The organism is Haloferula chungangensis (assembly GCF_042664875.1).
Classification (GTDB): domain Bacteria; phylum Verrucomicrobiota; class Verrucomicrobiia; order Verrucomicrobiales; family Akkermansiaceae; genus Haloferula; species Haloferula chungangensis.
This window is the reverse complement of record NZ_JBHTBS010000015.1, coordinates 61,654-82,633: the sequence shown is the minus strand read 5'-3', so window position 1 is coordinate 82,633 and position 20,980 is coordinate 61,654. Positions and strand designations below refer to the sequence as shown.

The window sequence follows — 20,980 nt, the reverse complement described above, 5'->3', positions numbered from 1 at the left end:
GACGGCGTGCTGCAGGCGCGCTACGACTATGACGCCTACGGCAAGCGTATGACGATCACCCAGAGTGCCGGCTACCTCGGCGGTTGCGACTTCGGCTACACCGGCCACTTCACGCGCACGGCGCTGGTGGCCGGGAAGACCGAGCTGGTGCTGGCGCACTACCGGGCGTATGACCCGGCGCTGGGAAGGTGGTTGAGTGAGGATGCTGGTGGAGAGTGGGACGGTATTCACCTCTTCGCTTTTGTCGGGGGCGACGCGCTGAATTACGTTGATCCTCTCGGCTTGTTTAAGATGAATTGGAGAGAGTTCGGTAAAGGTTTTGTGATCGGGCTTGTTGTTGGTGCCGCAGTGACAACGGCCTTGATGTTCGCTCCTGTCGTTATCGCAGCTACTGCCACTGTGGCGTTGGCAGGAGTTGGAGTCGTTCAGGGAATAAGGATAGTTAATAATTGGGATTGCATGTCCGACGATGACAAATCCAACGTAACCGGGAATCTGCTGGGCGGCATGGTGGGAGGAGGTTTGCCAGGCGTTAGGCCGGGGACCTCATTCGGATACCTCAAGGGGACCAATCGAGGTCCGCAGCCGACTGCATTCAGCCACGCCGTCGCAAGGAAACACTTCAAGGCGATGGGCGTAAAGGAAGGCAAGGGTTTTTCCTCGGCAGGCTTGAGAGGTCGTCGCTTAACGGTGACGTTGTGCCCAGAGGTAGACATTACATGCACGACAAATCAGCGAGCGGAAAGGCCTACGCAGAGGGTGATAAGATGGCTGGAGTTCTTAGGTTCGCGGATCGAGTGCCATCCGTTTACAGAATGCCGATTCAGGGGGGCGCCAGCTCATCATTGGCGTCTGATTTGGGAGGCGGGTGTCCATAAACGATTGGTTGTAAGAAAATGAACAAACTTCAGAAGCTGATTTATCGAATTCTTTACCTGAATGTCGGGTTTGAATTCACTGACCTGGAGAACCGTGTAATCAGCGCTTCAATTGAAGCTCTCGATCATGAGGCTTCTGGAATCCTCAAGTGTCAACTCGGGCACATCAAATACCTGGCGAGGCACAAGAATGGTCGGCTGGTCAATATTTGGACCAGGAAATCCACACCGGGCAGCATTCACGGCGAGGAAGCGATGTTTTGTCTGGCGAGAGTCGGTTTCAAACCCAGCCCCGAGAAGCTTTTTGCCAACCTGGTGTTTTCGTTCGGGAGAATCTCAATGATTCAGTTCTCAGCTTCGATTGAAAAGTTTGGCGAGGTCTCAAACGTCATTGTGAAACCGGCCAAATTCATCGACTGGGAGAAATCGCTCTACCCAGATTGAACCGGATTCTCGATGGCTTTCGGGTCGACAAAACCGGCGAAGAATCAGACGAACGCGAGAGACCATGACCGGAATGCTGCGACTGAACCTTTGGCTCCATCGAGCATTCAAGATGGTATTCTACCTCGGCAGCATGCCGTGCCTGTCGGCGAACGAGGTGAAGATCCTGGAGATTGCCAGGGTGGGGTTGGACGAGGAGAACTCTGTGCGCCTCCGGCTGCAAATGGATCTTGTGGAGTGTGTCAGGCCGATGTTTCTGGGAAGGTTCAGAATCACGTACGTGATGCGGAGGCCGGAGGCGAGATTAACGGGCAGGCTGGGACGTGGGCGGCATTGCCTGGCAAAGATCGATCTCAAGACAAAGACGGGTTCGAATCGTGTAGCCGTCGTCATTGACGACGGGTGGCTGGACTCCCTCGATTTCAAGACAAGGCCGGGTAGAAACTATGAGGTGTGTGGGCTGTCGAAGAGTCAGAAGTGGGTCGATTCCGAGAAAGCGCTGAATCGACTTGAGCACGGGAGCGACGACCTGTAGTAGGCTCAACAGCGATGAACCGCCTCAGCCAGATCGGCGGGGCCGGGCGGACGATGGTCGAGGGCGAGCTGGACGAGCCGGGGACGAACACCTTCACCTTCCGCCGCGAGATCGCCGTGCAGGAGGGCGCGAACAGCTTCGCCATCGCCGCCACCGACGCCTCGGGCAACCGCACGACGCAGAGCTACAGCGTGCAGGTCGGCGGCACGCAGACGAGCTACGGCTACGACTTGAACGGCAACCTGCTGTGGGAAAAGGATCCGGGCGGCACGGTGCTGCGGAGCTTCGAGTGGGACGCGGCGGACCGGCTGAAAGCGGTGAACTGGGGCGCGCAGCGGGTCGAGTGGAGCTACGACGCGATGGGCCGGAAAGTCAGCGAGAGCGTCAACGGCACGCTGTCCCGGCGCTTCCTGTGGGACGGCATCGAGCTGCTGTTCCAGCGGAGTGCGGCGGGGGTGATCCAGAAGAAGTTTTACGGCGAAGGGGAGATCCGGATCGGCGGCACCGACTCCGGGAGCTATTTCTACACCCGCGACCACCTGGGCAGCGTGCGCGAGGTGCTGAGGCTCGACGGCGTGCTGCAGGCGCGCTACGACTATGACGCCTACGGCAAGCGTATGACGATCACCCAGAGTGCCGGCTACCTCGGCGGTTGCGACTTCGGCTACACCGGCCACTTCACGCGCACGGCGCTGGCGGCCGGGAAGACCGAGCTGGTGCTGGCGCACTACCGGGCGTATGACCCGGGGTTGGGGAGGTGGTTGAGTGAGGATCCGTTGGGGATCGAGGGCGGGGTGAATTTGTATGGGTATGTGGGAGCTGATCCCGTTGGCAGATGGGATCCACTTGGGCTTGAGTTCTGGTCATGGACGGGAACAGCGGGCGATTGGGCCGAGAACGTGGCCCAGTTTTCAATGGGAATGGCTGACAATTTGAGTTTTGGGCTAAATGGTGCTGCCCGCCGGGCAATATACGGAGACGATTACAGCGATCCCTGTTTAACTGCCTACAAGTCTGGTGAATGGGCTGTCGAAGCTGTAGGGTTGTTGGCTGGAGGTGCCGGGGTCGGGCGCATGGGTCTTGCGAAAGCAACTAAACGTGGCAGTGCGCTGGCGAAGGCTCGGAGCGCTGCGGCGCGGTCAGTGTATGATGACCGAACGTTCAATGCGGTGAGCAAGCAGGTAAGGTCGAGTATGGGTTATCGAGGAAACGATGGAGTGCAGATACATCATATGATCTTTCGAAACAGTAATAGTGCCATCGCCCGAGGTTTGAGGAATAGCGGCCTCAATCTGGTTCCGATTAGCACGCGTTTGAACCAGTTTTTCAATAGCGAAAAGCTTGGTGTTCGGGCTCTTGAGAAAGCGTTTGCTGCTGCATTTGTCACCGCCGAGGCGAGTGTATTGAATATGCCAGGTGCAAGCGGTGGGTGCGACTAATCACTAAAGTCATGTTGAAAGTTTTTATTCAGTTTATATCGAGGTTGCTCTCTTCAAAGAAGCCTGCCCCCCTTATAGAGATCGATCCAATCGGTTCACTTTCCTTCGACACAGATGAAGAAGCGTGGGTAGGTTCCGTTGGATTCAAATTTGGTGTGGTTCGATTGTGTTTAAGCGGGAATTGGCGTAGGGTCGGAGAGGACGGATTGATTCGCCCGCATGCAGCTGCTACTGAGTGGGCCGAGGAGATCGCAAGATCTCCTGACAACTTTCAAATGTTGGCTGAAGGATTTCTCAATGAGCAGAATGGGAGGACGGAGGATTTCCGTCGGTTTCTGGAGAAACGAGGTCGTAAGGAGTTTGACGAGATCCACATTTACAAGGAAGACCACAAGCCCTTGGAAGGTCTTGTGTCATATCTGTCATCCGACGGGATCGAAATATGGAGGATTGCGTTTCATGAAAAGAATCCATGCGCATTCTATTCGGAATGAGAAGCCGACCAGCAAGATGATTTGCGGCCAGCCGGCCACGGTGACCGGGATCCCGGGGACGAACACCTTCACCTTCCGCCGCGAGATCGCCGTGCAGGAGGGCGCGAACAGCTTCGCCATCGCCGCGACCGACGCCTCGGGCAACCGCACGACGCAGAACTACAGCGTGCAGGTCGGCGGCACGCAGACGAGCTACGGCTACGATCTGAACGGCAACCTGCTGTGGGAGAAGGACCCGGGCGGCACGGTGCTGCGGAGCTTCGAGTGGGACGCGGCGGATCGCCTGAAGGCGGTGAACTGGGGAGCGCAGCGGGTCGAGTGGGCCTACGACGCGATGGGCCGGAAGGTCAGCGAGAGCGTCAACGGCACGCTGACCCGGCGCTTCCTGTGGGACGGCGTCGAGCTGCTGCTCCAGCGAAGCGCGGCCGGAGTGATCCAGAAGAAGTTTTACGGCGAAGGGGAGATCCGGATCGGTGGAACGGGTGCCGGGAGCTATTTCTACACCCGCGACCCATTTGGGAAGCGTGCGCGAGGTGCTGAGGCTCGACGGCGTCTTGCAGGCGCGCTACGACTATGACGCCTACGGCAAACGCATGACGATCACCCAGAATGCCGGCTACCTCGGCGGTTGCGACTTCGGCTACACCGGCCACTTCACGCGCACGGCGCTGGTGGCCGGGAAGACCGAGCTGGTGCTGGCGCACTACCGGGCGTATGACCCGGCGCTGGGGAGGTGGCTGAGCGAGGATCCGTTGGGGATCGAGGGTGGGGTGAATTTGTATGGGTATGTGGGAGCTGATCCGGCGAATGCCTGGGATCCTTATGGGTTGGCGTCGTGGTCTGATCATGTTCAGGCCTTCAAAGAGATCGGTTGGGGGCAGAGATTTGAAGATCTCAAGCTCGGAGCGATGGCAACTGCGGATGGGTTTATCCCCTTTTCTGATCCTTTCGCCGATTCTGGGAGCTACGATCCGTGTGCCGATGGCGCGGGATTCTCGAAGAATGCAGGGGAATTTGCTTTTGCTGCCGCAACCTCGGCGGGAGGTGGTGGGAGCATTCAGATGCTTCGTGGCGGCAGGGCACTCAATGTGGTGGGCGGTAGCGGGAGACAGGGAATTTACGTTTTCAAGGATGCAAGTCGGGGGATGAGGAGCTACGTTGGACAAGCACGGAATCTGGGAAACAGGCTTGGTCAGCACGGGCGAGGAGGGCGGATAGGAAGTCGCCCCAAAACCTATACGGTGAGGGGCAATCAACGTGCCTTGGACAGTGCAGAACAACAGATGATTGACCAAATGGGCGGGGTTCGAGCCCTTGCGAACAAGAGAAACCAAATCGGTGCGGGTCGGAGGGCATCAGGATATTATCGGCCAAGAACGTCAGCGGATACGGTGGCTGGAGCGGCGGGTCTGGCTGGAGGAGCGATTGGTGGGATGTGCAACTGATCTGTTATGTCGATATTCACCATCTTCAGTTCCGGCCCAATCCGTCCTCGATGCTGGAGCACCCGTTTGGAAGCCAAGCTCGTCAAGGCGAAATCCAGGCGGCTCGTATTTGATCGGAATCAGCGTTGGCGGGGACCAAAGGATTATTCGTTTCTGGAGGCCACTGGTCCTATCGATGAACTCGTGATCACGGACTATGAGGCGGGAGTCGATCTCACTGTCATCGACGGGCTTTCGGTAGAGTCCCTTTCCATTCAAGCTGGCACGAACGCACGCTGGCCGGATACATTTCCGCAAGGGGTCAGGCGACTTGAGTATGAGTATTCGAGTTCATCGCCGGGGGTGGACGCCCTCCCGGAGCTGGAGGTGTTGCGGGTCTGGGGGAATCCGAAGTGGTCGGTCATACCTCGCTTCGCAAGCAGTGTCATCAGGGAGATTGACCTCGATAGCAGGCATCTTGGTTCGTTCTCCGGCCAAGAGCTGCCCTCTTTGATATCGCTCAAGTTGTCGGGGCTGAAGGATTTCAACTTCAGCGGGTTTTCGACTCTCAATAACCTCGAGGTGATAGAAATCGTCGATTCCAAAGGAAACCTGGATGCTTCCCGTTTGGAGAGCCTTCGCAGCCTCAGGCGATTGGTTATCGATGGCCCGGGAATTAAGGTTGAGAACATCCGGTCGCTTGCCGGCCTTCCGAATCTTGAGTTTCTCTTTCTCGGGAACTCGCTCATTGATGGAGGCGAGGTCTCGGCGATCCGGGAGTGCTCCGGTCTCAAGGAGTTGGCCTTTCGAGATAGGAAGGGCTACGATGCGACTCTGGAGGAAATCCTCAAGGACAGCGGAGCCCGAAGGATCGGATTGAAATTTCGGTGACAGGGCTCCCGGGGACGAACAACTTCGCCATCGCCGCGACCGACGCCTCGGGCAACCGCACTATGGCCACTTTGCCGAGGCTGAATCGGCCGTGGATGGGGAACGACGAACTCTTGGGAGGGGGTCGAAGGTTTGGCGGAGGATTTTCGCTTGCCATATACCTTGTTATACAAGATATCGTGCGGAGGTGTCGCGAGAGTCGTCAGAATGGTTTGAGAATTGGCGGGTGCAGATGCGCAAGGGATTGCTGGATTTGTGCATCCTGTCGGCGCTGCTGCAGGGGGAGTGGTATGGCTATGCGCTGGTGAAGGCGCTGGTGGCGATTCCGGGGATCGGGGTGGCGGAGGGGTCGATTTACCCGCTGCTTTCACGGCTGCGGAAACGAGGGTTGGTGACGACTCGTTTGGAGGAATCCACGGAGGGGCCGGCGCGGAAGTACTACTGCCTGACCGAGGCGGGGCGGGAGCAGGCGGCGGCGATGTCGGGATATTTTGACGACTTGATGAAGGGGGTGAAGGCGCTGGATGCCGGCGAATTCACACCAACTTCATCGAAGGCTCTTGATGGGCCGCAACAAGGAAAGGAATCGCAATCATGAAAACCTGGACGAAGCAGGCCGAAGAACGTTTGGCGGAGTATCTTGAGGCGAAGGTTCGGCGTGAGGGTCTTGAGGGGGGCGACGCGCGGGAGATGAAGGAGGATCTTTCCGCTCATATCCACGAAGAGGTGCAGGCGAGCGTGGGTGATCAGGTGGGAACGGAGGACCTTGAACGGGTGCTGGGGAGATTGGAAGACGGGGTGCCTGTTGTGCCGGAGGAACCCGGCAAAAGGGATCGGGGCCGGAAGTGGTTGCTCTTCTTTGGAGTGATTTTTCCGGTTCTTGTTTCGGTGTTTGAGATTGCGGTGGGATTCTGCGGTGCGGTGTTCTTCGATCCGGTTCCGACATTCTGGCATGCCGGTCTGGTTCTGTCGCTTCCGGCTCTGAATTTGTGGCTTCTGTTAGGAGGGCGGAATGCCGGTTCGCGGATCCAGGGGGTGGCGGTCGGAGCGGCGGTGACGATTGCGGCGATCTATGCGTTGTTCTTCATTCCGCTACTGCCTCTATCCGCCATCGCGTTGATTGCCTGGGGGATGGGAATGCTATCGCTGATGCCTTTGCTGGCGTGGATTTCGAGTGTTCAGATCTCGAAGAGGGTGCGTGCCAGGACTGCGCAGCCGTGGCAGTTCCGCCAGGGTTGGAGGATCGGCATGGCGGCGGTTCTGGCGCTGATGATCGCGATGGAAGGTCCAGGAGTTTGGACGCGCTATCAGCTGTCACGTGCCATTTCGGAGGATACGGAAATCGCCGAGTCGGGGGTAAGTAAACTGCGGAGTTATCATTTGGAGCGGACCCTGTTGCGGGCTTGTTATGAAGGGAATCGCGGCACATCGATGGCGACGGATATTTCCGGATGGATCACGAAAGGTTGGAGGATTCCGGCAGGGATGCTCGGTCGGGGGTCGTTTCAGCAGATGGATTCTGAGAAAACGCGCGATGTGTTTTTCCTGGCGACGGGCAAGTCGTTCAATTCGGTGGAGCCGCCCCGGATGGTGAAGGAGTCTTCAGTGTTTGGCGGACGTGGTCGGGCCTTTGAGGAGTTTGAGTTTGATGATCACCTCGGCGGTGACTCGGTGGCGGTGCGTCTGAAGGATTTGGATTTGGCGGAGTCGCGTTTCGATGGGCACATCGATGGGCTTTCGCAGATTGGCTACGGCGAGTGGACGATGGTTTTCAAGAATGGTAGCGCGCAGGCAAAGGAGGCGCGGTGTCAGGTGCGATTGCCGCGCGGGGGTCGGGTATCGCGTTTGACCCTATGGGTGAATGGCGAGCCTCGCGAAGCGGCTTTCAGCAGCGTGGATAAGGTGAAGGCCGCTTATCGCGAGATCGCGGTGGTGCAGCGTCGCGATCCGGTGCTGGTAACCGTGGCTGGGCCTGACACGGTGATAGTGCAGTGCTTTCCGGTGCCGGCACATGGTGAGATGAAAATCCGCTTTGGGATCACGGCGAGCTTGGATGGCGACCGTTGGGAGCTGCCGCGGGTGGTCGAGCGGAACTATGGCGTAAAAAGGGACGCCGAGCATTCGCTGTGGATTCAGGCGGATCGGAAATTTGAGATCAGCGGTGGGCCGGAGATGGCGGGAGCGATGGTGGATGGGGATGCGTTCTCGACGCAGGCTACCCTGACAATCGGGCAGACCTTGGAAGAGCGTATGTCGGTTCGCCTGGCGGATGTGGATGAGGAACCGGCGACGGTGTGGTGCGAAGATGGATTTGCCGATGCAGGTGGGAAATATCTCGAGCGGAAGACCCGCATGGGCATGCGCCCGGCGGTGGATAAGCTGGTGGTCGTGGTGGATGGTTCGGCGTCGTTGAAAAGTGAGGCGAGTGTGATTCGGGGCGTTCTTGAGAGGTATCCGAATGTGGAGGTTCTGATTGCCGACGACAAGGTGGTGGAGGTTTCCGGTGGTGATCTAACAAGGCATGGATTCTCCGGAGGTCGAAACAACGAACCCGCGCTACGGAAGGCGGTGTCCATGGCGAAGGAAGGAACACATGGAGCGGTGGTTTGGTTGCACGGGCCGCAAGCCGTGGAGCTCGGAAAGTCGGAAGCCCTATTGCAATTGTTAGAGCGTGGATCGAGTCGTCCGAAGATTTATGATGTGGAGGTGGTGGCGGGGCCGAACCGCCTGTCATCAGTTTTGGGAAAAGAGGGGGTGCTGGAGCGGGGTCCGGCGATCGATGAATTGGGTCGGGATCTTGACGCCTTTCTTTTCGCACTCATCAAGGGTGGACCGGAAGTGCGGGCGGAGTGGCGTCGGGCTGCGGATTCGAGCGAAATGGAAGGCCAGAAAGTGTGGAATCACCTTGCGCGTGTCTGGGCGATTGAACGGAGCCAGTCGGGTGATCCGGAGCGTCCGAAGATCGCGGCGATGTATCAACTGGTGACGCCGGTTTCGGGAGCGGTGGTGCTGGAGACGATGGAGCAGTTCAAGAGGCACGGGCTCACGCCGGTGGATGCCGATGCGGCACCTTCGATACCCGGGGTGCCGGAACCTTCGACGAGTTTGTTGATACTAATCGGGGCGTCGGCGGCGTTATTGAGGAGACGCAGGATGGAAGGAGGAGAACAATGAGCCGGATTTTGTTTGTTGGAGTGATCCTCGCCCTTGCGCTGGGCGTGGTGCACACGATGCCGTTCTCGTATCTTTATTGCCTGGCGCGTGAAGAGGCGTGGCTGGCGGCGAAAACGGAGAAGGAACTCGTGGCGCGGCTGCCGGTTTTTCGCAGTGAAGTGGAGATCACTCCGGCGGTGCCCGGCTGGGGGAGCCATCACAAGCTCCGGGAGGGAGACCGGATGATCCGCTATCTAATCTTCGGAAAAGAGCCGCTGGATGTGGTGTATGCCCGCGACGGGACGGTGGACGCGGTTTATACTTCGTATGAGTAGGCGCAGGTGTCCCGATGATTCGCGTGCCATGCCCAGCGTGAGGCATCGCTGCTGCGGAAATGGTGCCTACCTCGTCACTCCTCGCTGGGAAGGCTGTTAGTTTTCGGTGGCTTTCGGGTGGTCCGCTGATCGGTTTTTGCTTTGGAAGACACGCTGACTGAAGGCGTCGTAACTTCCAAAGAAGAACACCGACCAAAGAACGATGTAGCCGAAGTTTCCGTCTCGGGTTGCGGCTGAGTAGAGGATCAGAAAAACAAGAATCGGACCCAAGATACCTCTGGAAACCCTTGGAGTCGCTTTTTCCGGATGGGTTAATAGATGGTAAACGAGTCCTCCTGCCAATGCTATGGCAGGAACGAGTCGTAGTGGCTGGAAGCCCTCGCTCGGTAAGAACGCGAAGCCGGCCGCGAAAATGATGCCGCAGGCCCATGCAAGCATTGTCGTGCGGCCTGTGGTTTTCATAAGTGCGGAAGTGGTGCCTACCTCGTCACTCCTCGCTGGGTGGACTCGAGGAAGGCGATGAGGTGTTTGACGTGGGGGTTGTTCGATGGGGTTTCCGCCTTGAGGGAGGAGAGGGACACGGAGAGATTGGTGTCCTTCTTGAGGAAGAGCTTTTTGTAAGCGCCTTTGAGGGCGCGGATGTCCTCTTCGCTAAATCCGCGGCGTTGCAGGCCGATGTGGTTGAGTCCCCGCGTTCGGGGGTCGTGGCCTTCGGCAATCGTGTAGGGAGCGACGTCCTGGGAGATGCGGGCCATGCCGCCAATGATCGAGTGGCAGCCAACGCGGGCAAATTGATGGACGGCCGAGAGGCCGGAGATGATGGCGTAGTCCTCGACGGTGACATGACCGGCGATGGTGGCGTTGTTAGAGAGAATGACGTGGCTGCCGACCTGGCAGTCGTGGGCGACGTGGGAGTAGCAGAGGAAGAGGTTATCGCTGCCGATGCGGGTCGGGGTGTGGGCATGGGTGCCGCGGTGGATGGTGCAGTTCTCGCGGAAGGTATTGCGATCGCCGACTTCGAGGTAGGTGGGCTCGCCCGTGTATTTGAGGTCCTGAGTTCTTCCGCCGACGGCGGCGAAAGGGAAAAACTCGTTTTGGCGGCCGAATGTTGAAGGACCTTCGACGATGACGTGGGAGTGAAGGATGCAGCCATCGCCGAGTTCGACGTCGTCGCCGACCACGGAGTAAGGGCCGATCCGGACATTGTTACCAAGTTTGGCTTTCGGAGAAACGATGGCGGTGGGGTGGATCACGGGGCAAAGGCTAAGGGGTGTCGGCGCTGTTTCCAATCATGAAACGGGTCTGCCGGGTGGGAATCGTGGCTCGTTTCCATCAGTGGACATGTCCATGCTCGGCAGCGCCGAGATTGAGGACGAACTGGAGCCAGACGGCGTGGTCGTGACCGTAGCCGCCAAGGTCATCATAGGAATACTGGAGCTTGGTGTGGAGGTCGCCATGCTCTCCGAGCATGCAAACGCGGCCGACATTGGCGGAGGCGCGCCAGCGCCTTTCGGCACCGACGTCGCGATTTCCTGAGGCCCATTCGAGGCGCACGGCGCTGGTCCAGTTTTCGACGAATTCAAGTCCGCAGGAGGCGTAGATGCCGGTTTCGTCGAAGTGGCCGGCATTGCCGTTCTCATCGTAGGCATTGACGTAGCGGTAGAAGGCTTCGGTGCGCCACCAAGCGGGCATTTCGGCAACTTTGAAGCTGCCATTGAGGTCGGCTCCGGCGAGCCAGGTGGTGCGGTTGAAACCATTCTGGCCAGCGGCGAAAGAGATGCCGACGAGGTCGAGCCCGCTGATGGATGGAGTGTCGGTTTCGAGGCGGGTGAAGAAAAATCCGTCGTCGAGGTAGGACTTGTCGGCGTCATAGATGCCTCCATTTCCGGCAAGCCCGTGCTTGTGATCCTCGTGATGATCGTCGTCGTGGTCATCATCATCATGGTCGTCGTGATCATCGTGATCATCGTGATGGTCCTCGCCTTCGAGGGCTTCGTAGTAGAGTTCGCGTCGGGTTTCACGAACGGTGAAGCCGTGATCGTGGGGGCGTGCCTGGCCGTAGCCAAAGCGAAAGATGCTGCGTTTTCCGGGTCCGGGAAGGTGGAAGGCCAGATCAGCGCCTTGGACGAAGAGACCATCTTCGCCTAACAGACGGATCACCGACATCGGTGGTTCGACGAATTCCCGGTCGTGGATGTGGAGCTGGTTTTCGTAGCCGAAGGGAAGCAGGAACTGGCCACCGCGAAAGGAGATGCCGTTGGGCAGGTCGAGCGCGAGGTAGGCGTCTTCCCATTCGCCATTCCAATGATCGAAGCGATCCCAGAAGAGGTTGTAGTTGGTGTGAAGGGAGAGCATTTCGCCGAACTCCATGATGAAGCCGGGTTCGATGGTCTGGAGATTGAAGCCATCGTCGACGGGAGCATGGCCGCCCGGAATGAGCGTGTAGTTTTTCTCCGAACTCGAGCCGCCCATCGCGATGGCAACGCTCAGATGGGGGTGAAAGTCAAACCAGGCCTCGTCTTCAGCCTGCAAGTCGAGATGTGGGTGATGGGGGCTGCCGGCGGTTTCGGCAGGATGGGCATGATGCGGGTGCTCGTCCGAGTGGTCGCATGTCTCGCTGTGCACGTGGGGTTCTGCCCAGGCCAGGCTCGGCACGAGAAGATAGAGGAGTCGAAAACGCATCATGGTGAGGAATCCCCGAGTGTCTAGCGGAGCAACGGCGTCTTGGCAAAAAAGAAACAAATGCAAAAACATTGCAAAAGCGCAAAATAGGCGTTACCTGCCCGCGGTCACCCGATGAAAGCAAGGAATTCGATACATTTGAGAGGCTTCACGCTGGTGGAGCTGATGGTCGTCGTGGTGATTATTCTGGTTTTGGGATCCCTGGCATTCGTCGCCACCAAGTCGGTGAAGTCGAGAGTGGATCAGGCGGTTTGCGCCAACAACATGCGGCAGATCGGCATCGCCCTGCAGGCCTATGCCGATGACCATGGCGAGTATCCATCGACGGCTCATAGCGAACGGCTTGACCGCTCTTGGATTTACGAACTTGAGAGTTACCTGGGAGATTTCGACGAGCTGCGGGTGTGTCCGGCGGACCCCAATGCGGAAGAGCGGCTGAGGGAACACGGGACGAGCTACGTGCTGAACAGCTTCGTGTTCGTTCCCCGGATCGACCCTTTTGGAAATCCGATCGGAACCCGGATGAATCGGCCGCGTGCCCTGAAGGACCCTTCGCGAACCTTGCTTGCCTTTTGTTGTGCGGATCACACGCCGGCCGGTCCGGGGAACGATCACACGCACTCGGAGCGCTGGACCTCCTGGTCGGCGGTGACGCGAGACATCGCTCCCGACCGCCATGGCGGCAAAAGGGCGAACTACCTTTATGCTGATGGACGGGTCGTCACCTGGAATCAGGAGGAGCTGAAGCGTGAAATAGAATCCGGCACCAACTTTGCCAAACCACCAGGCTATATCGAATGACCACCTCCATCCTACGTCTCGGACTGCTTTCCTGCTGCCCTCTAACAGCCACGGCTCTGGAACCGCTTGCGGAGCACATTGATGTCAAGCCAAGCTATCAGAACGAAGCATGGTCGTGGACGATCGGGACGGACCGTGATGACCGGGAGCCCAGCGGGGTTTTCTTTCCTGTTAGAGACCTGCCGTCACCCAGTGGCGAGAAGTTCGAGCGGCCTGCGGGGGCCGTGTGGGATTTTCTTGGCATGGATGCCGGCGAGTCGGTCTGGATCCTTCCCCAATCCGACAATGGTTCCACCTGGCCTGGAATCGAGAGCGCCCAGAGCGGCGTGTTCGCGAGCTATGTGGAGTCGGACCCGAGGGCGGCCGGCGTGGCTCAGGCCTGGGTTCGCATCGGCCTGGTCGACGTGGAAGGACCGGGGGATTTTTCGATGTTCCAGTTCCAGGGTGGTGCGCCGTTGGTGTGGATGGCGACGTCTGACGGTATCACCGCCAACGATGTTTTCCTCCTAGCCGCCCCGGGCCACAGTCACATGAGTTGGACCTTTTCGTCCAAAGGAATGTATCGCGTGGTGCTGAGTGCCCAGGGGTATCTTGGCCCCGGAGCGACGAATCCCACGCCGCAGGGCGAGATGGTATCGCTCTATTTCGCGGTCGGTTCCCGAGCGGAATGGCGTGCCGCCCATTTTCCGTCCGACAGCGTGATGAGTGACGAGTTGGCGGGTCCCGATGCGGACCCGGACAAAGACGGTCGATCCAATTTGCTGGAGTATGCTTTCGGCATGGATCCTCTGAGCGCCGAGGCACTCCGGGAAGATGGAGAGGGGCCGGGAGACCCCGAAATGATTCAGGTGGTCACAGAAGGTGAGACCTATCCCGCCGCCCGTTTTTATCGTCGAGCTCATCAGGATTCGGACCTTGTGTATGCCGTGGAGTGGAGCACCGAGCTGGGGGGAGGCTGGTCAGCGGGAGGGGTGGTGCACGAGGTGGAGACGATCGATGACGAATGGGAGCGAGTTGTTGTTAGAGACACCCGTAAGTTGGAGGGAAGAGGATTTTTCCGGGTAAGAGTGGAAGGACCGGAATCGCAGGCGGAGTGATGGACTTGGCATCGCTGCAGTTTTGATGCTTCAGGAAAAGGAAATGCCCCCCGCCCGATGAGGGACGAGGGGCATGCTTGACCAACGGTGAAACAGGATCGCAGCTGTCCGGCTCAGCGGCGGCTTAGCGGCGGCGACGCAGCAGGGCGAGGCTTCCCAGGGCGCCGAGAAGGGCGACGGATGGCTCGGGAACAACCTGGAACTGGAAGGTGGCCGATGCCGATTTAGGACCGTCCACCTGGTGTGTTCCCGCAAAGCTCACGCTCACATCATAAGTGCCGGGTGCGGTGAATGCCCAGTTGAAGTGCTCGTGGCTGTCTGGAGCGATGACGATCAGGTCGGATCCGTCGATGCCGTCAGCGGTCGACATGAAAAAGGAAGGGGCAAAGCCATCGAGATACATCGAGAAGTCGCCTGGTCCGACCACGGAATCGAGGGAGATGGTGATGTCCGTGGCCCAGTCCGAAGGGTTCAGTTCTTCGGTGCCGATCCCCGCGAAGGGAGCTCCGAGGGAAGCGCTCCCTGCGGGGCCGCTGTTGGATTGAGAGAGAAACCAGAAGGCTTCTCCGGCTGCGATGCCGATAGGGTCCCAGGCGCTGCCTGCGGGACGTCCGCCGTTCGCGGTCCAGAAGTCGAAGCTGCTTTGGGGGACGACGGTGGTGATTTCATTCGGCGCGTATTCGCCCTCATCGACGAAAGCCCCATCGATGGTCGCGCCTTCCGCGTGAATGTGAGGTTCGAACGACCCGTCTTCATAACCGATGCCGATGAGATCGGCATGTCCGCTGGTGTAGAGGGCGGCAGACGAGATGGAGGGTAGCAGGATCAGCAGTCCGATGGATGGAGTGAGTGGAAATGGCTTCATGCAGGACAAAAAGATTACAAATGCAATAGAACTGCAAATACAAAACCGCAACAAACATGCAAAAGCAAGGAATTGGCAAGAGTGTTTTCCGTGGTGTCGATGGATGAGGTGTCTAGGGTTTCGGGCAAATGGTGATGGAAATCTTGGCGGCTGGAGAGTCTTCGGTGACGCCGTTTTTTGGTTTGCTGGCGATGGTGCTGGTGCTGGCGGTGCTTGTTTCCCTGCTTCTGACGCGGGTCCGTCAGAGTGTGCTGGTGGGATACTTCCTGGTGGGCGTGCTGATCGCGAACAGCGGGATGCTGGGCTGGGTGGGGGCGGATAAGGACGACCCGATTATTGGAATGTTGGGGGAGTTGGGAGTGATCCTGCTGATGTTCACGTTGGGGATTGAATTTTCGCTGGGGGAACTGCGACACCTGTGGCGGATCGCGCTCATCGGTGGCGGGGTGCAGGTGACGCTGTGCGGGGCAGCAGGGGCGCTGGTGGCCTACTGGGCGGGCTTGCCGGGGCCGGAGATCGCGGTGGTGGCGGTGGCGATTGCGCTAAGTTCCACGGCGGTGGCGATGAAGTCGTTTCAGGACATGGGGCTTCCGCACAATCCCGGAGCGCGGGCCTCGTTGGGGATTGCGCTGTTTCAGGATCTGCTGGTGATTCTCTTCATTTTGGTGCTCCCGGCGATCTACGGGGCGAGTGGTAGTTTTCCGATCGGTGGGATCCTCTGGGCGCTGACCAAGGGGCTGCTTTTTCTCGGCTCGGCATTGCTGTTCGGAAAATATCTGAACACGCCGCTGCTGCATGCGGTGGCGCGGACGCGGAGTCGCGAGTTGTTTACGCTGACGGTGATCGCGCTTTGTGCGGCGGTTGCCCTGGCGGGGGAGGCGCTTGATCTTTCGCTTTCCCTGGGAGCATTTGCTGCCGGTCTGGTGGTGAGTGAGTCGATGTATTCGCACCGGATCATGGCGGATGTGCTGCCTTTCAAGGATCTGTTCTTAACGATCTTCTTCGTCTCGGTGGGCCTGATGATTGACCTCAATGAGGTGATGACGTCGTGGCTCTTCGTCTTGATTGGGACGCTGCTGATTCTTGTGGTGAAGGGGAGCGTGCTGGTGGGGGCGACCCGTCTGCTGAAGCTCCCGATGAGGCCGGCTTTGCTGGCGGGGGCGAGTTTGGCCAGCACGGGTGAGTTCTCCTTGGTGCTGATCAACAAGGCGGGTGAGTTCCGGCCATTCGATCCGGCGGTCGAGCAGTTGTTGCTGGCCTGCACGGCGGTTTCGATGGGGCTGGTGCCAAGCCTGATGAAGGGGGCGGGACCGTTCGGCCGCTGGCTTGAGGAAAAGGGCCTGGTGAAGGCTCACCAGAAAGCGCCGGCAGGACTTGAGGGGAGCAAAGCGATCAAGGTAATCGAGGATCATGCCGTGGTCTGCGGCTACGGTCCGGTCGGGCGTGCGCTGAATGAAGCCTTGCAGCGCTGTGGGGTGGAGACCCTGATTTTGGAGCTCAATGCCGATACCGTCCGTGAGTTGAAGAAGGATGGCCAACGGGTCTTGTTTGCGGATGCGACCCACCCCGAAGCCCTCGACCTGGCGGGGATCGATCGGGCTCGAATGGTGGCATTCACCTTTCCGGCAGTGGAACTGACCGTGGCCTCCCTACCGCTGGTAAGGGAGCGAAATCCGAGCATCTGTGTGTTTGCCCGGGCTAAGTTTGCGAACGAAGTCGAACGGCTGCGGAAGCTCGATGTGCAGGTGATCCATGATGAGAAGGAGAGCGGCGGGGCGATGATCCGGGCGGCCATGGGCGTCTATCAACGAGCAGAACTTGACGACGAGGAGGTCCGCGAAATTGTCGGAGGGGACAAGTAGGCGGCTGCCCGGCAGCCTCCGCTGGGAAGATCGCTCACTCCGGTTTCTCGAGGATCTTTTTAATCTCACCCGTGCGACCTTTGGTGGTGACGCCCATGTAGTGGGCGTACCATTTTTCATTATTCAGATGATCGTTCGGAATGAGTTCGGTGTGACCATCGACGAACATGCAGTGGGCTCCATTTTTGTAGCTGCCTTGGGGCGCGTTTCCGGCACCCCAGCATGCGGTGGGCACGCCGGACTTGAGGTCATCATCGGACTCTCCAAACAGGATGGTGAGCGCCGGGTAAGGGACATCGGATGCCCGGCGGACCAAAGGATCGGGCGTGTGGGCGGCGACCCATGCTCCCATTTGGTTGTTCCAGGTGAAGCTCCCGAAGGTGTTCTCCTTGTCGCCATACAGTGGCTCCCACTCAGTGCCGCTGCCACCCAGCTTGTGACGGGAGAGGGGGTTCTGAAAAATGCTGTCTTTGGGATGGAGGTTCCAGACGTATTTGCTGCCGATGACTTCAGCCAATCCCATCTCTTCTGCGACAAGGTCAAGCCAGATGAATTGGTTCCAGGGCCCTTGCTGTTGGCCGGCGTAGGGCGGATAGGTGCGTCTGGGGTTGTGGCTGGTTCTGACGCCCTCGGTCGTCAAACTTTCCACGCCGGTTTGGATCTGGCGCATGTTTGAGATGCATTCGGAAGCCTTGGCAGCCTGGACGCCTCGCTTGGCGAACATGACGGCAAAGGAGGCGAGCACCGCGACGATGACAATCGAGACCATCAACTCGACAAGGGTAAATCCATGGGGTTTTTGGGAGTTTTGCATGGTTAGGGGAATGTCCCCGGGACGACAAAAAAGAAACAATTCCGCAAATATTTGTATGACAGCAATGCTTTTTCCTGGAGCCACGCCTGATGGCGGGGTTTGAGAGGCGGGGCAGCGATCCATGATTCGTCGCTTTTTCGCATTGTGGGGCCGAGGGAAAGGGTTCCTTCTATCGCCGTGTTTCCCAAGGAGTTTGATACCCGCAATGGCAAGGTGGTGGTGCGCAATGCGCACATCGACGACATTCCTGCGCTGATTGCGCTGCATCGTCGGTGTTTTCCGCAGATGGTGGCGGAGGATGGGGCTTGGGAAGAGGGACAGCTGCGGTCCCATCTGGACGTCTTCGAGGAAGGTCAGCTGGTGGCGGTGCTCGATGGGCAAATTGTGGGCGCGGCCTCTTCACTGATCGTCAATCTCGGTCGCAATCCCCTGCGCAAGCACACTTACTATGGGATCACGGACGACGGCTATTTCTACAATCACGACCCGCAGGGCGACACGCTCTACGGCGCGGAAGTCTACGTCGACCCGGAGATCCGACGCGGTGGTCTCGGGGCGATTCTTTACGAGGCACGGCGTGATCTGTGCCGACGTTTCAACCTGCGCCGAATCCTGTGCGGTGGCCGCATGGCGAGCTATTCGCAGCACGCCGAGAAGCTGACGCCGGAGGAATACGTCTGGCAGGTACAGGACGGGAAAATCGACGATCCGGTGCTTGGCTTTCAGCTCGCTCAGGGTTTCGTGGTGCGCGGGGTGATGCCGAACTACATCCGCGACCGGCTTTCGATGGACTACGCGAGCCTCATCGAGTGGCTCAATCCGGACTACCAACCGAAGGATGAAGAGAACACCAAGGTGCGGGTCGCCTGCGTGCAGTATCAAATGCGCAAAACTTCCAGCTTTGAGGAGTTCGCCAGCCAGGTGCGCTATTTCGTGGAAACGGCGGGCGAGGATTATGGGGCGGAATTCGTGCTGTTCCCGGAGTTTTTGACGGTTCAGATGCTCAGTGGTCTGGAACCGATGGGCTCACGCGAGGGCATTCGCAAATTGGCGGAATACACCCCGCAGTTTGTGGAACTCATGGGGACGCTGGCTCGGGAGCAGGGACTGTATTTGATCGCCGGTTCGCATCCGGTCGAGCAGCCCGACGGCCGACTGGAAAATACCTCGATGATTTTCAAACCCGACGGCAGCTACGAAAGCCAATCGAAGCTGCACATCACGCCCTCCGAAAAGACCTGGTGGGGAATCTCGGGTGGCAATTCGTTGATCGTGCTGCAGACACCGAAAGCGAAAATCGGCGTGCTGATTTGCTACGATGTCGAGTTCCCCGAAGCGACCCGCTACCTCGCGGACCGGGGGATCGAGATTCTTTTCGTGCCGTACTGCACGGACAACCGTCAGGGCTATCTGCGGGTCAGTACCTGTGCCGCGGCGCGGGCGATCGAGAACCAAATCTACGTGGCGACGGCCGGGGTGGTTGGAAACCTGCCGGATGTGCCGGCGATGGATATTCACTACGGTCGAGCTGCGGTGTTCTCACCAAGCGACTTCGAGTTTGCGCGCGATGGCATTCAGGCGCAGGCCGATCCCAATGTGGAGACGATGCTCGTGACTGATCTCGACATTTCCGATCTCTATCGCTCACGCCAGGGTGGCGCGGTCACACCGGTGAGCGATCGCCGTCGCGACCTGTTTGAGTTCCACAACAAGTTGGCAAACGAGACGATTTCCGGCGGCTTGGAAGAAGGGCGTCTGTAACGGCGATCTGAGATACGGCGCCTAGTTGGCGGGCAGGACGATGCGGAATCCGAGGTCGGGGCGCTGCTGCTGGCGGTCGTCGGTCCAATCGCGGGCAAGGGCGCCATCGGCTGGCTTAAGGAATGAGGCGCCGATGATGACGAAAGATTTTTTCCCCAGCGGATTGGCCGGATTGGCGGCCGGGCGGCGGGTCCACTCTGAGACGGAGCCCGCCATGCCGAAGAGACCGTTATCGGTTTGGTCGTCTTTTCCAATGGAGGTCACCGGGCCCCAGGAAGCGGGTTGAAGGAATTCCGGTTTCTCGACTTTTTCGCGAAGCGCGGCAAACCACTCCTCTTGGGTCGGGAGGCGGCCCCCTTTCCAGTCGCAGTAGGCGGCGGCATCCCACCAGTCGATGTTGGTGATCGGGCAGAAGAGATCGATGCTCCGACCATCCCAGGTCCCCCCTTTGCGGGCGGCGCTGAGCATCTCCGCCCAGTCTTTGGGCTGGTGGCCGGATTTTTCGTTCGGTTGGCCTTCGGCGTCGTAGATGCTGCGCGATTCGGCATCGAGGAGTTCGAGCATTTCGAGGAATTCGAGATACTCGCCGATGGTGACTTCGCAGGCGGAAATCCGGAATGCCTTGAGGTTCTCCGTGGCGCCGTCGGGGCTGGGATATTTCCCGGTGGCGATGGAGACGGGTTCGGGCAGGCTCGGCGGCGGCACTTTCACGGTGGTTTCCTTGCCCTTTGCAAGAAAGGCCGCGGCGCCGGCGAGAACCGCAAGTCCGCCGACCACGCCGAGAATGGCGGGAAGGGGCGACTTCTTTCCCCGAACACGCCCCGTGGAGGGTGTCTTGGGCGAGTGGGAAACTTCGACGAGCTGGCTTTCGATCTGCTCGCTGTAGGAGTGAATTTCTTGCCAGGTGATGGCGCGCTCGATGCCTTCGCCGCGCATCCATGCAAGCACGGTCAGGGCGCGGCTGGCTCCAGGTCGGCCATTGGGAATGAGGGGCGGAAGCGACTGGCCAAGCCGGGCGATGTCCTCGGCCGCCGTGGCAGGATCGGGCGTGCTCGCACAGGCGATGTTGCCGACACGAAGGACGCCTTGGTTGTCGAAATGGATGGCTGCCGGGGTGAGTGGCTCGGTGGCGATGCCTTTCGCGGCGAGATGCAGCATGGCTTCGGAAAGCATGCGCAGCAGGTGGGAGAATTCGACAGGCAGGAGGGTTTCTCCTGAGGCGATCCGCTCGGCAAGGGTCCTGCCGGGAAGCTTTTCCATCGCGACAAGGCAGTGGTCGTCCTCCGAAATCGCCTCGTAGACCGAGCCGATGAGCGGGTGGTCGACGGAGGCTTTGACGCGGGTGTCGTTGAGAAAGGCTTCGCGCTGCGAAAAGTCGGTCAATTCAATGACGGTGACTTCACGGCGGACGGAGGTCTGTTCGGCGAGCCAGGTGGTGGTGACGGATCCGGTGTGGATCGGTTCGATCAGGCGGTAGTCGCCGATGATGCGTTCTTCCATGGGTG

Annotated in this window: 20 protein-coding genes; 15 read left to right on the top strand and 5 right to left on the bottom strand. The window is 59.0% G+C overall.

The window, feature by feature from the left end:
• The 11 genes from ACFQY0_RS19450 to ACFQY0_RS19400 all read left to right on the top strand — a co-directional run.
• The coding region (locus ACFQY0_RS19450) for an RHS repeat-associated core domain-containing protein (protein ID WP_379716081.1) at positions 1–900 on the top strand (900 nt) is incomplete at its 5' end.
• Positions 897–1,322, top strand: coding sequence for a hypothetical protein (locus tag ACFQY0_RS19445; RefSeq protein WP_379716078.1), 426 nt, complete (start codon positions 897–899; stop codon positions 1,320–1,322). The genes ACFQY0_RS19450 and ACFQY0_RS19445, both read left to right, overlap by 4 nt.
• A gap of 112 nt (positions 1,323–1,434) precedes the next feature.
• Positions 1,435–1,857, top strand: coding sequence for a hypothetical protein (locus ACFQY0_RS19440; protein WP_379716075.1), 423 nt, complete (start codon positions 1,435–1,437; stop codon positions 1,855–1,857).
• A 14-nt stretch (positions 1,858–1,871) separates the two neighbouring features.
• Positions 1,872–3,296, top strand: coding sequence for an RHS repeat domain-containing protein (locus ACFQY0_RS19435; protein WP_379716072.1), 1,425 nt, complete (start codon positions 1,872–1,874; stop codon positions 3,294–3,296).
• 11 nt (positions 3,297–3,307) lie between these two features.
• On the top strand, positions 3,308–3,790 hold the full coding sequence (locus ACFQY0_RS19430) for a hypothetical protein (protein ID WP_379716069.1): 483 nt from the start codon (positions 3,308–3,310) through the stop codon (positions 3,788–3,790).
• On the top strand, positions 3,756–4,367 hold the full coding sequence (locus ACFQY0_RS19425; RefSeq protein ID WP_379716066.1) for a hypothetical protein: 612 nt from the start codon (positions 3,756–3,758) through the stop codon (positions 4,365–4,367). The genes ACFQY0_RS19430 and ACFQY0_RS19425 overlap by 35 nt, the downstream gene beginning before the upstream one ends.
• Entirely contained in the window at positions 4,315–5,235 is a 921-nt protein-coding gene (locus ACFQY0_RS19420) for an RHS repeat-associated core domain-containing protein (protein WP_379716063.1), read from the top strand. Before ACFQY0_RS19425 ends, ACFQY0_RS19420 begins: the two co-directional genes overlap by 53 nt.
• Positions 5,236–5,418: 183 nt before the next feature.
• On the top strand, positions 5,419–6,105 hold the full coding sequence (locus tag ACFQY0_RS19415) for a leucine-rich repeat domain-containing protein (protein ID WP_379716060.1): 687 nt from the start codon (positions 5,419–5,421) through the stop codon (positions 6,103–6,105).
• A gap of 232 nt (positions 6,106–6,337) precedes the next feature.
• On the top strand, positions 6,338–6,703 hold the full coding sequence (locus tag ACFQY0_RS19410) for a PadR family transcriptional regulator (RefSeq protein WP_379716057.1): 366 nt from the start codon (positions 6,338–6,340) through the stop codon (positions 6,701–6,703).
• Positions 6,700–9,279: a VIT domain-containing protein gene (locus ACFQY0_RS19405; RefSeq protein ID WP_379716054.1), complete on the top strand. Its 2,580-nt coding sequence runs from the start codon at positions 6,700–6,702 to the stop codon at positions 9,277–9,279. The genes ACFQY0_RS19410 and ACFQY0_RS19405 overlap by 4 nt, the downstream gene beginning before the upstream one ends.
• Positions 9,276–9,593, top strand: coding sequence for a hypothetical protein (locus tag ACFQY0_RS19400; RefSeq protein ID WP_379716051.1), 318 nt, complete (start codon positions 9,276–9,278; stop codon positions 9,591–9,593). The genes ACFQY0_RS19405 and ACFQY0_RS19400 overlap by 4 nt, the downstream gene beginning before the upstream one ends.
• A gap of 479 nt (positions 9,594–10,072) precedes the next feature.
• Here the strand turns inward: ACFQY0_RS19400 and lpxA are convergent, their stop codons facing one another.
• Both lpxA and ACFQY0_RS19390 read right to left on the bottom strand, forming a co-directional pair.
• Positions 10,073–10,846, bottom strand: coding sequence for an acyl-ACP--UDP-N-acetylglucosamine O-acyltransferase (lpxA, locus tag ACFQY0_RS19395; RefSeq protein ID WP_379716048.1), 774 nt, complete (start codon positions 10,844–10,846; stop codon positions 10,073–10,075).
• Positions 10,847–10,925: 79 nt separating this feature from the next.
• Entirely contained in the window at positions 10,926–12,278 is a 1,353-nt protein-coding gene (locus ACFQY0_RS19390; RefSeq protein ID WP_379716045.1) for a hypothetical protein, read from the bottom strand.
• 111 nt (positions 12,279–12,389) lie between these two features.
• Here ACFQY0_RS19390 and ACFQY0_RS19385 point away from each other — a divergent pair, with 111 nt between their 5' ends.
• The gene (locus ACFQY0_RS19385) at positions 12,390–13,076 is read left to right on the top strand and encodes a type II secretion system protein (protein WP_379716042.1); all 687 of its coding nucleotides are present in this window, start codon (positions 12,390–12,392) and stop codon (positions 13,074–13,076) included.
• Positions 13,073–14,173: a choice-of-anchor M domain-containing protein gene (locus ACFQY0_RS19380; protein ID WP_379716040.1), complete on the top strand. Its 1,101-nt coding sequence runs from the start codon at positions 13,073–13,075 to the stop codon at positions 14,171–14,173. The genes ACFQY0_RS19385 and ACFQY0_RS19380 overlap by 4 nt, the downstream gene beginning before the upstream one ends.
• A gap of 124 nt (positions 14,174–14,297) precedes the next feature.
• Here the strand turns inward: ACFQY0_RS19380 and ACFQY0_RS19375 are convergent, their stop codons facing one another.
• Complete coding sequence (locus ACFQY0_RS19375; protein ID WP_379716037.1) at positions 14,298–15,038, bottom strand: choice-of-anchor M domain-containing protein; 741 nt, start codon at positions 15,036–15,038, stop codon at positions 14,298–14,300.
• Positions 15,039–15,166: 128 nt separating this feature from the next.
• Here ACFQY0_RS19375 and ACFQY0_RS19370 point away from each other — a divergent pair, with 128 nt between their 5' ends.
• Complete coding sequence (locus ACFQY0_RS19370) at positions 15,167–16,900, top strand: cation:proton antiporter (protein ID WP_379716034.1); 1,734 nt, start codon at positions 15,167–15,169, stop codon at positions 16,898–16,900.
• A 34-nt stretch (positions 16,901–16,934) separates the two neighbouring features.
• Here ACFQY0_RS19370 and ACFQY0_RS19365 read toward each other — a convergent pair whose 3' ends face one another.
• Positions 16,935–17,714 carry a type II secretion system protein gene (locus ACFQY0_RS19365; RefSeq protein WP_379716032.1) on the bottom strand — a complete coding sequence of 260 codons (780 nt, stop codon included), beginning with the start codon at positions 17,712–17,714 and terminating at the stop codon, positions 16,935–16,937.
• Positions 17,715–17,891: 177 nt separating this feature from the next.
• Here ACFQY0_RS19365 and ACFQY0_RS19360 point away from each other — a divergent pair, with 177 nt between their 5' ends.
• Complete coding sequence (locus tag ACFQY0_RS19360; protein ID WP_379716029.1) at positions 17,892–19,475, top strand: GNAT family N-acetyltransferase; 1,584 nt, start codon at positions 17,892–17,894, stop codon at positions 19,473–19,475.
• Positions 19,476–19,496: 21 nt separating this feature from the next.
• Here ACFQY0_RS19360 and ACFQY0_RS19355 read toward each other — a convergent pair whose 3' ends face one another.
• A complete protein-coding gene (locus ACFQY0_RS19355) occupies positions 19,497–20,975 on the bottom strand; it encodes an SUMF1/EgtB/PvdO family nonheme iron enzyme (RefSeq protein WP_379716026.1) in 1,479 nt (492 codons plus the stop codon).
• Positions 20,976–20,980 lie beyond the last annotated feature (5 nt).

What these genes read in the sequence shown, in the direction of transcription:
- ACFQY0_RS19370 (WP_379716034.1), top strand. Translation starts at nt 15,167, where the DNA reads ATGGTGATGGAAATCTTGGCGGCTGGAGAGTCTTCGGTGACGCCGTTT.
- ACFQY0_RS19390 (WP_379716045.1), bottom strand. Translation starts at nt 12,278, where the DNA reads ATGATGCGTTTTCGACTCCTCTATCTTCTCGTGCCGAGCCTGGCCTGG.
- ACFQY0_RS19425 (WP_379716066.1), top strand. Translation starts at nt 3,756, where the DNA reads ATGAAAAGAATCCATGCGCATTCTATTCGGAATGAGAAGCCGACCAGC.
- ACFQY0_RS19445 (WP_379716078.1), top strand. Translation starts at nt 897, where the DNA reads ATGAACAAACTTCAGAAGCTGATTTATCGAATTCTTTACCTGAATGTC.
- ACFQY0_RS19385 (WP_379716042.1), top strand. Translation starts at nt 12,390, where the DNA reads ATGAAAGCAAGGAATTCGATACATTTGAGAGGCTTCACGCTGGTGGAG.
- ACFQY0_RS19405 (WP_379716054.1), top strand. Translation starts at nt 6,700, where the DNA reads ATGAAAACCTGGACGAAGCAGGCCGAAGAACGTTTGGCGGAGTATCTT.
- ACFQY0_RS19365 (WP_379716032.1), bottom strand. Translation starts at nt 17,714, where the DNA reads ATGCAAAACTCCCAAAAACCCCATGGATTTACCCTTGTCGAGTTGATG.
- ACFQY0_RS19430 (WP_379716069.1), top strand. Translation starts at nt 3,308, where the DNA reads ATGTTGAAAGTTTTTATTCAGTTTATATCGAGGTTGCTCTCTTCAAAG.
- ACFQY0_RS19355 (WP_379716026.1), bottom strand. Translation starts at nt 20,975, where the DNA reads ATGGAAGAACGCATCATCGGCGACTACCGCCTGATCGAACCGATCCAC.
- ACFQY0_RS19400 (WP_379716051.1), top strand. Translation starts at nt 9,276, where the DNA reads ATGAGCCGGATTTTGTTTGTTGGAGTGATCCTCGCCCTTGCGCTGGGC.
- ACFQY0_RS19440 (WP_379716075.1), top strand. Translation starts at nt 1,435, where the DNA reads ATGGTATTCTACCTCGGCAGCATGCCGTGCCTGTCGGCGAACGAGGTG.
- ACFQY0_RS19375 (WP_379716037.1), bottom strand. Translation starts at nt 15,038, where the DNA reads ATGAAGCCATTTCCACTCACTCCATCCATCGGACTGCTGATCCTGCTA.
- ACFQY0_RS19380 (WP_379716040.1), top strand. Translation starts at nt 13,073, where the DNA reads ATGACCACCTCCATCCTACGTCTCGGACTGCTTTCCTGCTGCCCTCTA.
- ACFQY0_RS19435 (WP_379716072.1), top strand. Translation starts at nt 1,872, where the DNA reads ATGAACCGCCTCAGCCAGATCGGCGGGGCCGGGCGGACGATGGTCGAG.
- ACFQY0_RS19410 (WP_379716057.1), top strand. Translation starts at nt 6,338, where the DNA reads ATGCGCAAGGGATTGCTGGATTTGTGCATCCTGTCGGCGCTGCTGCAG.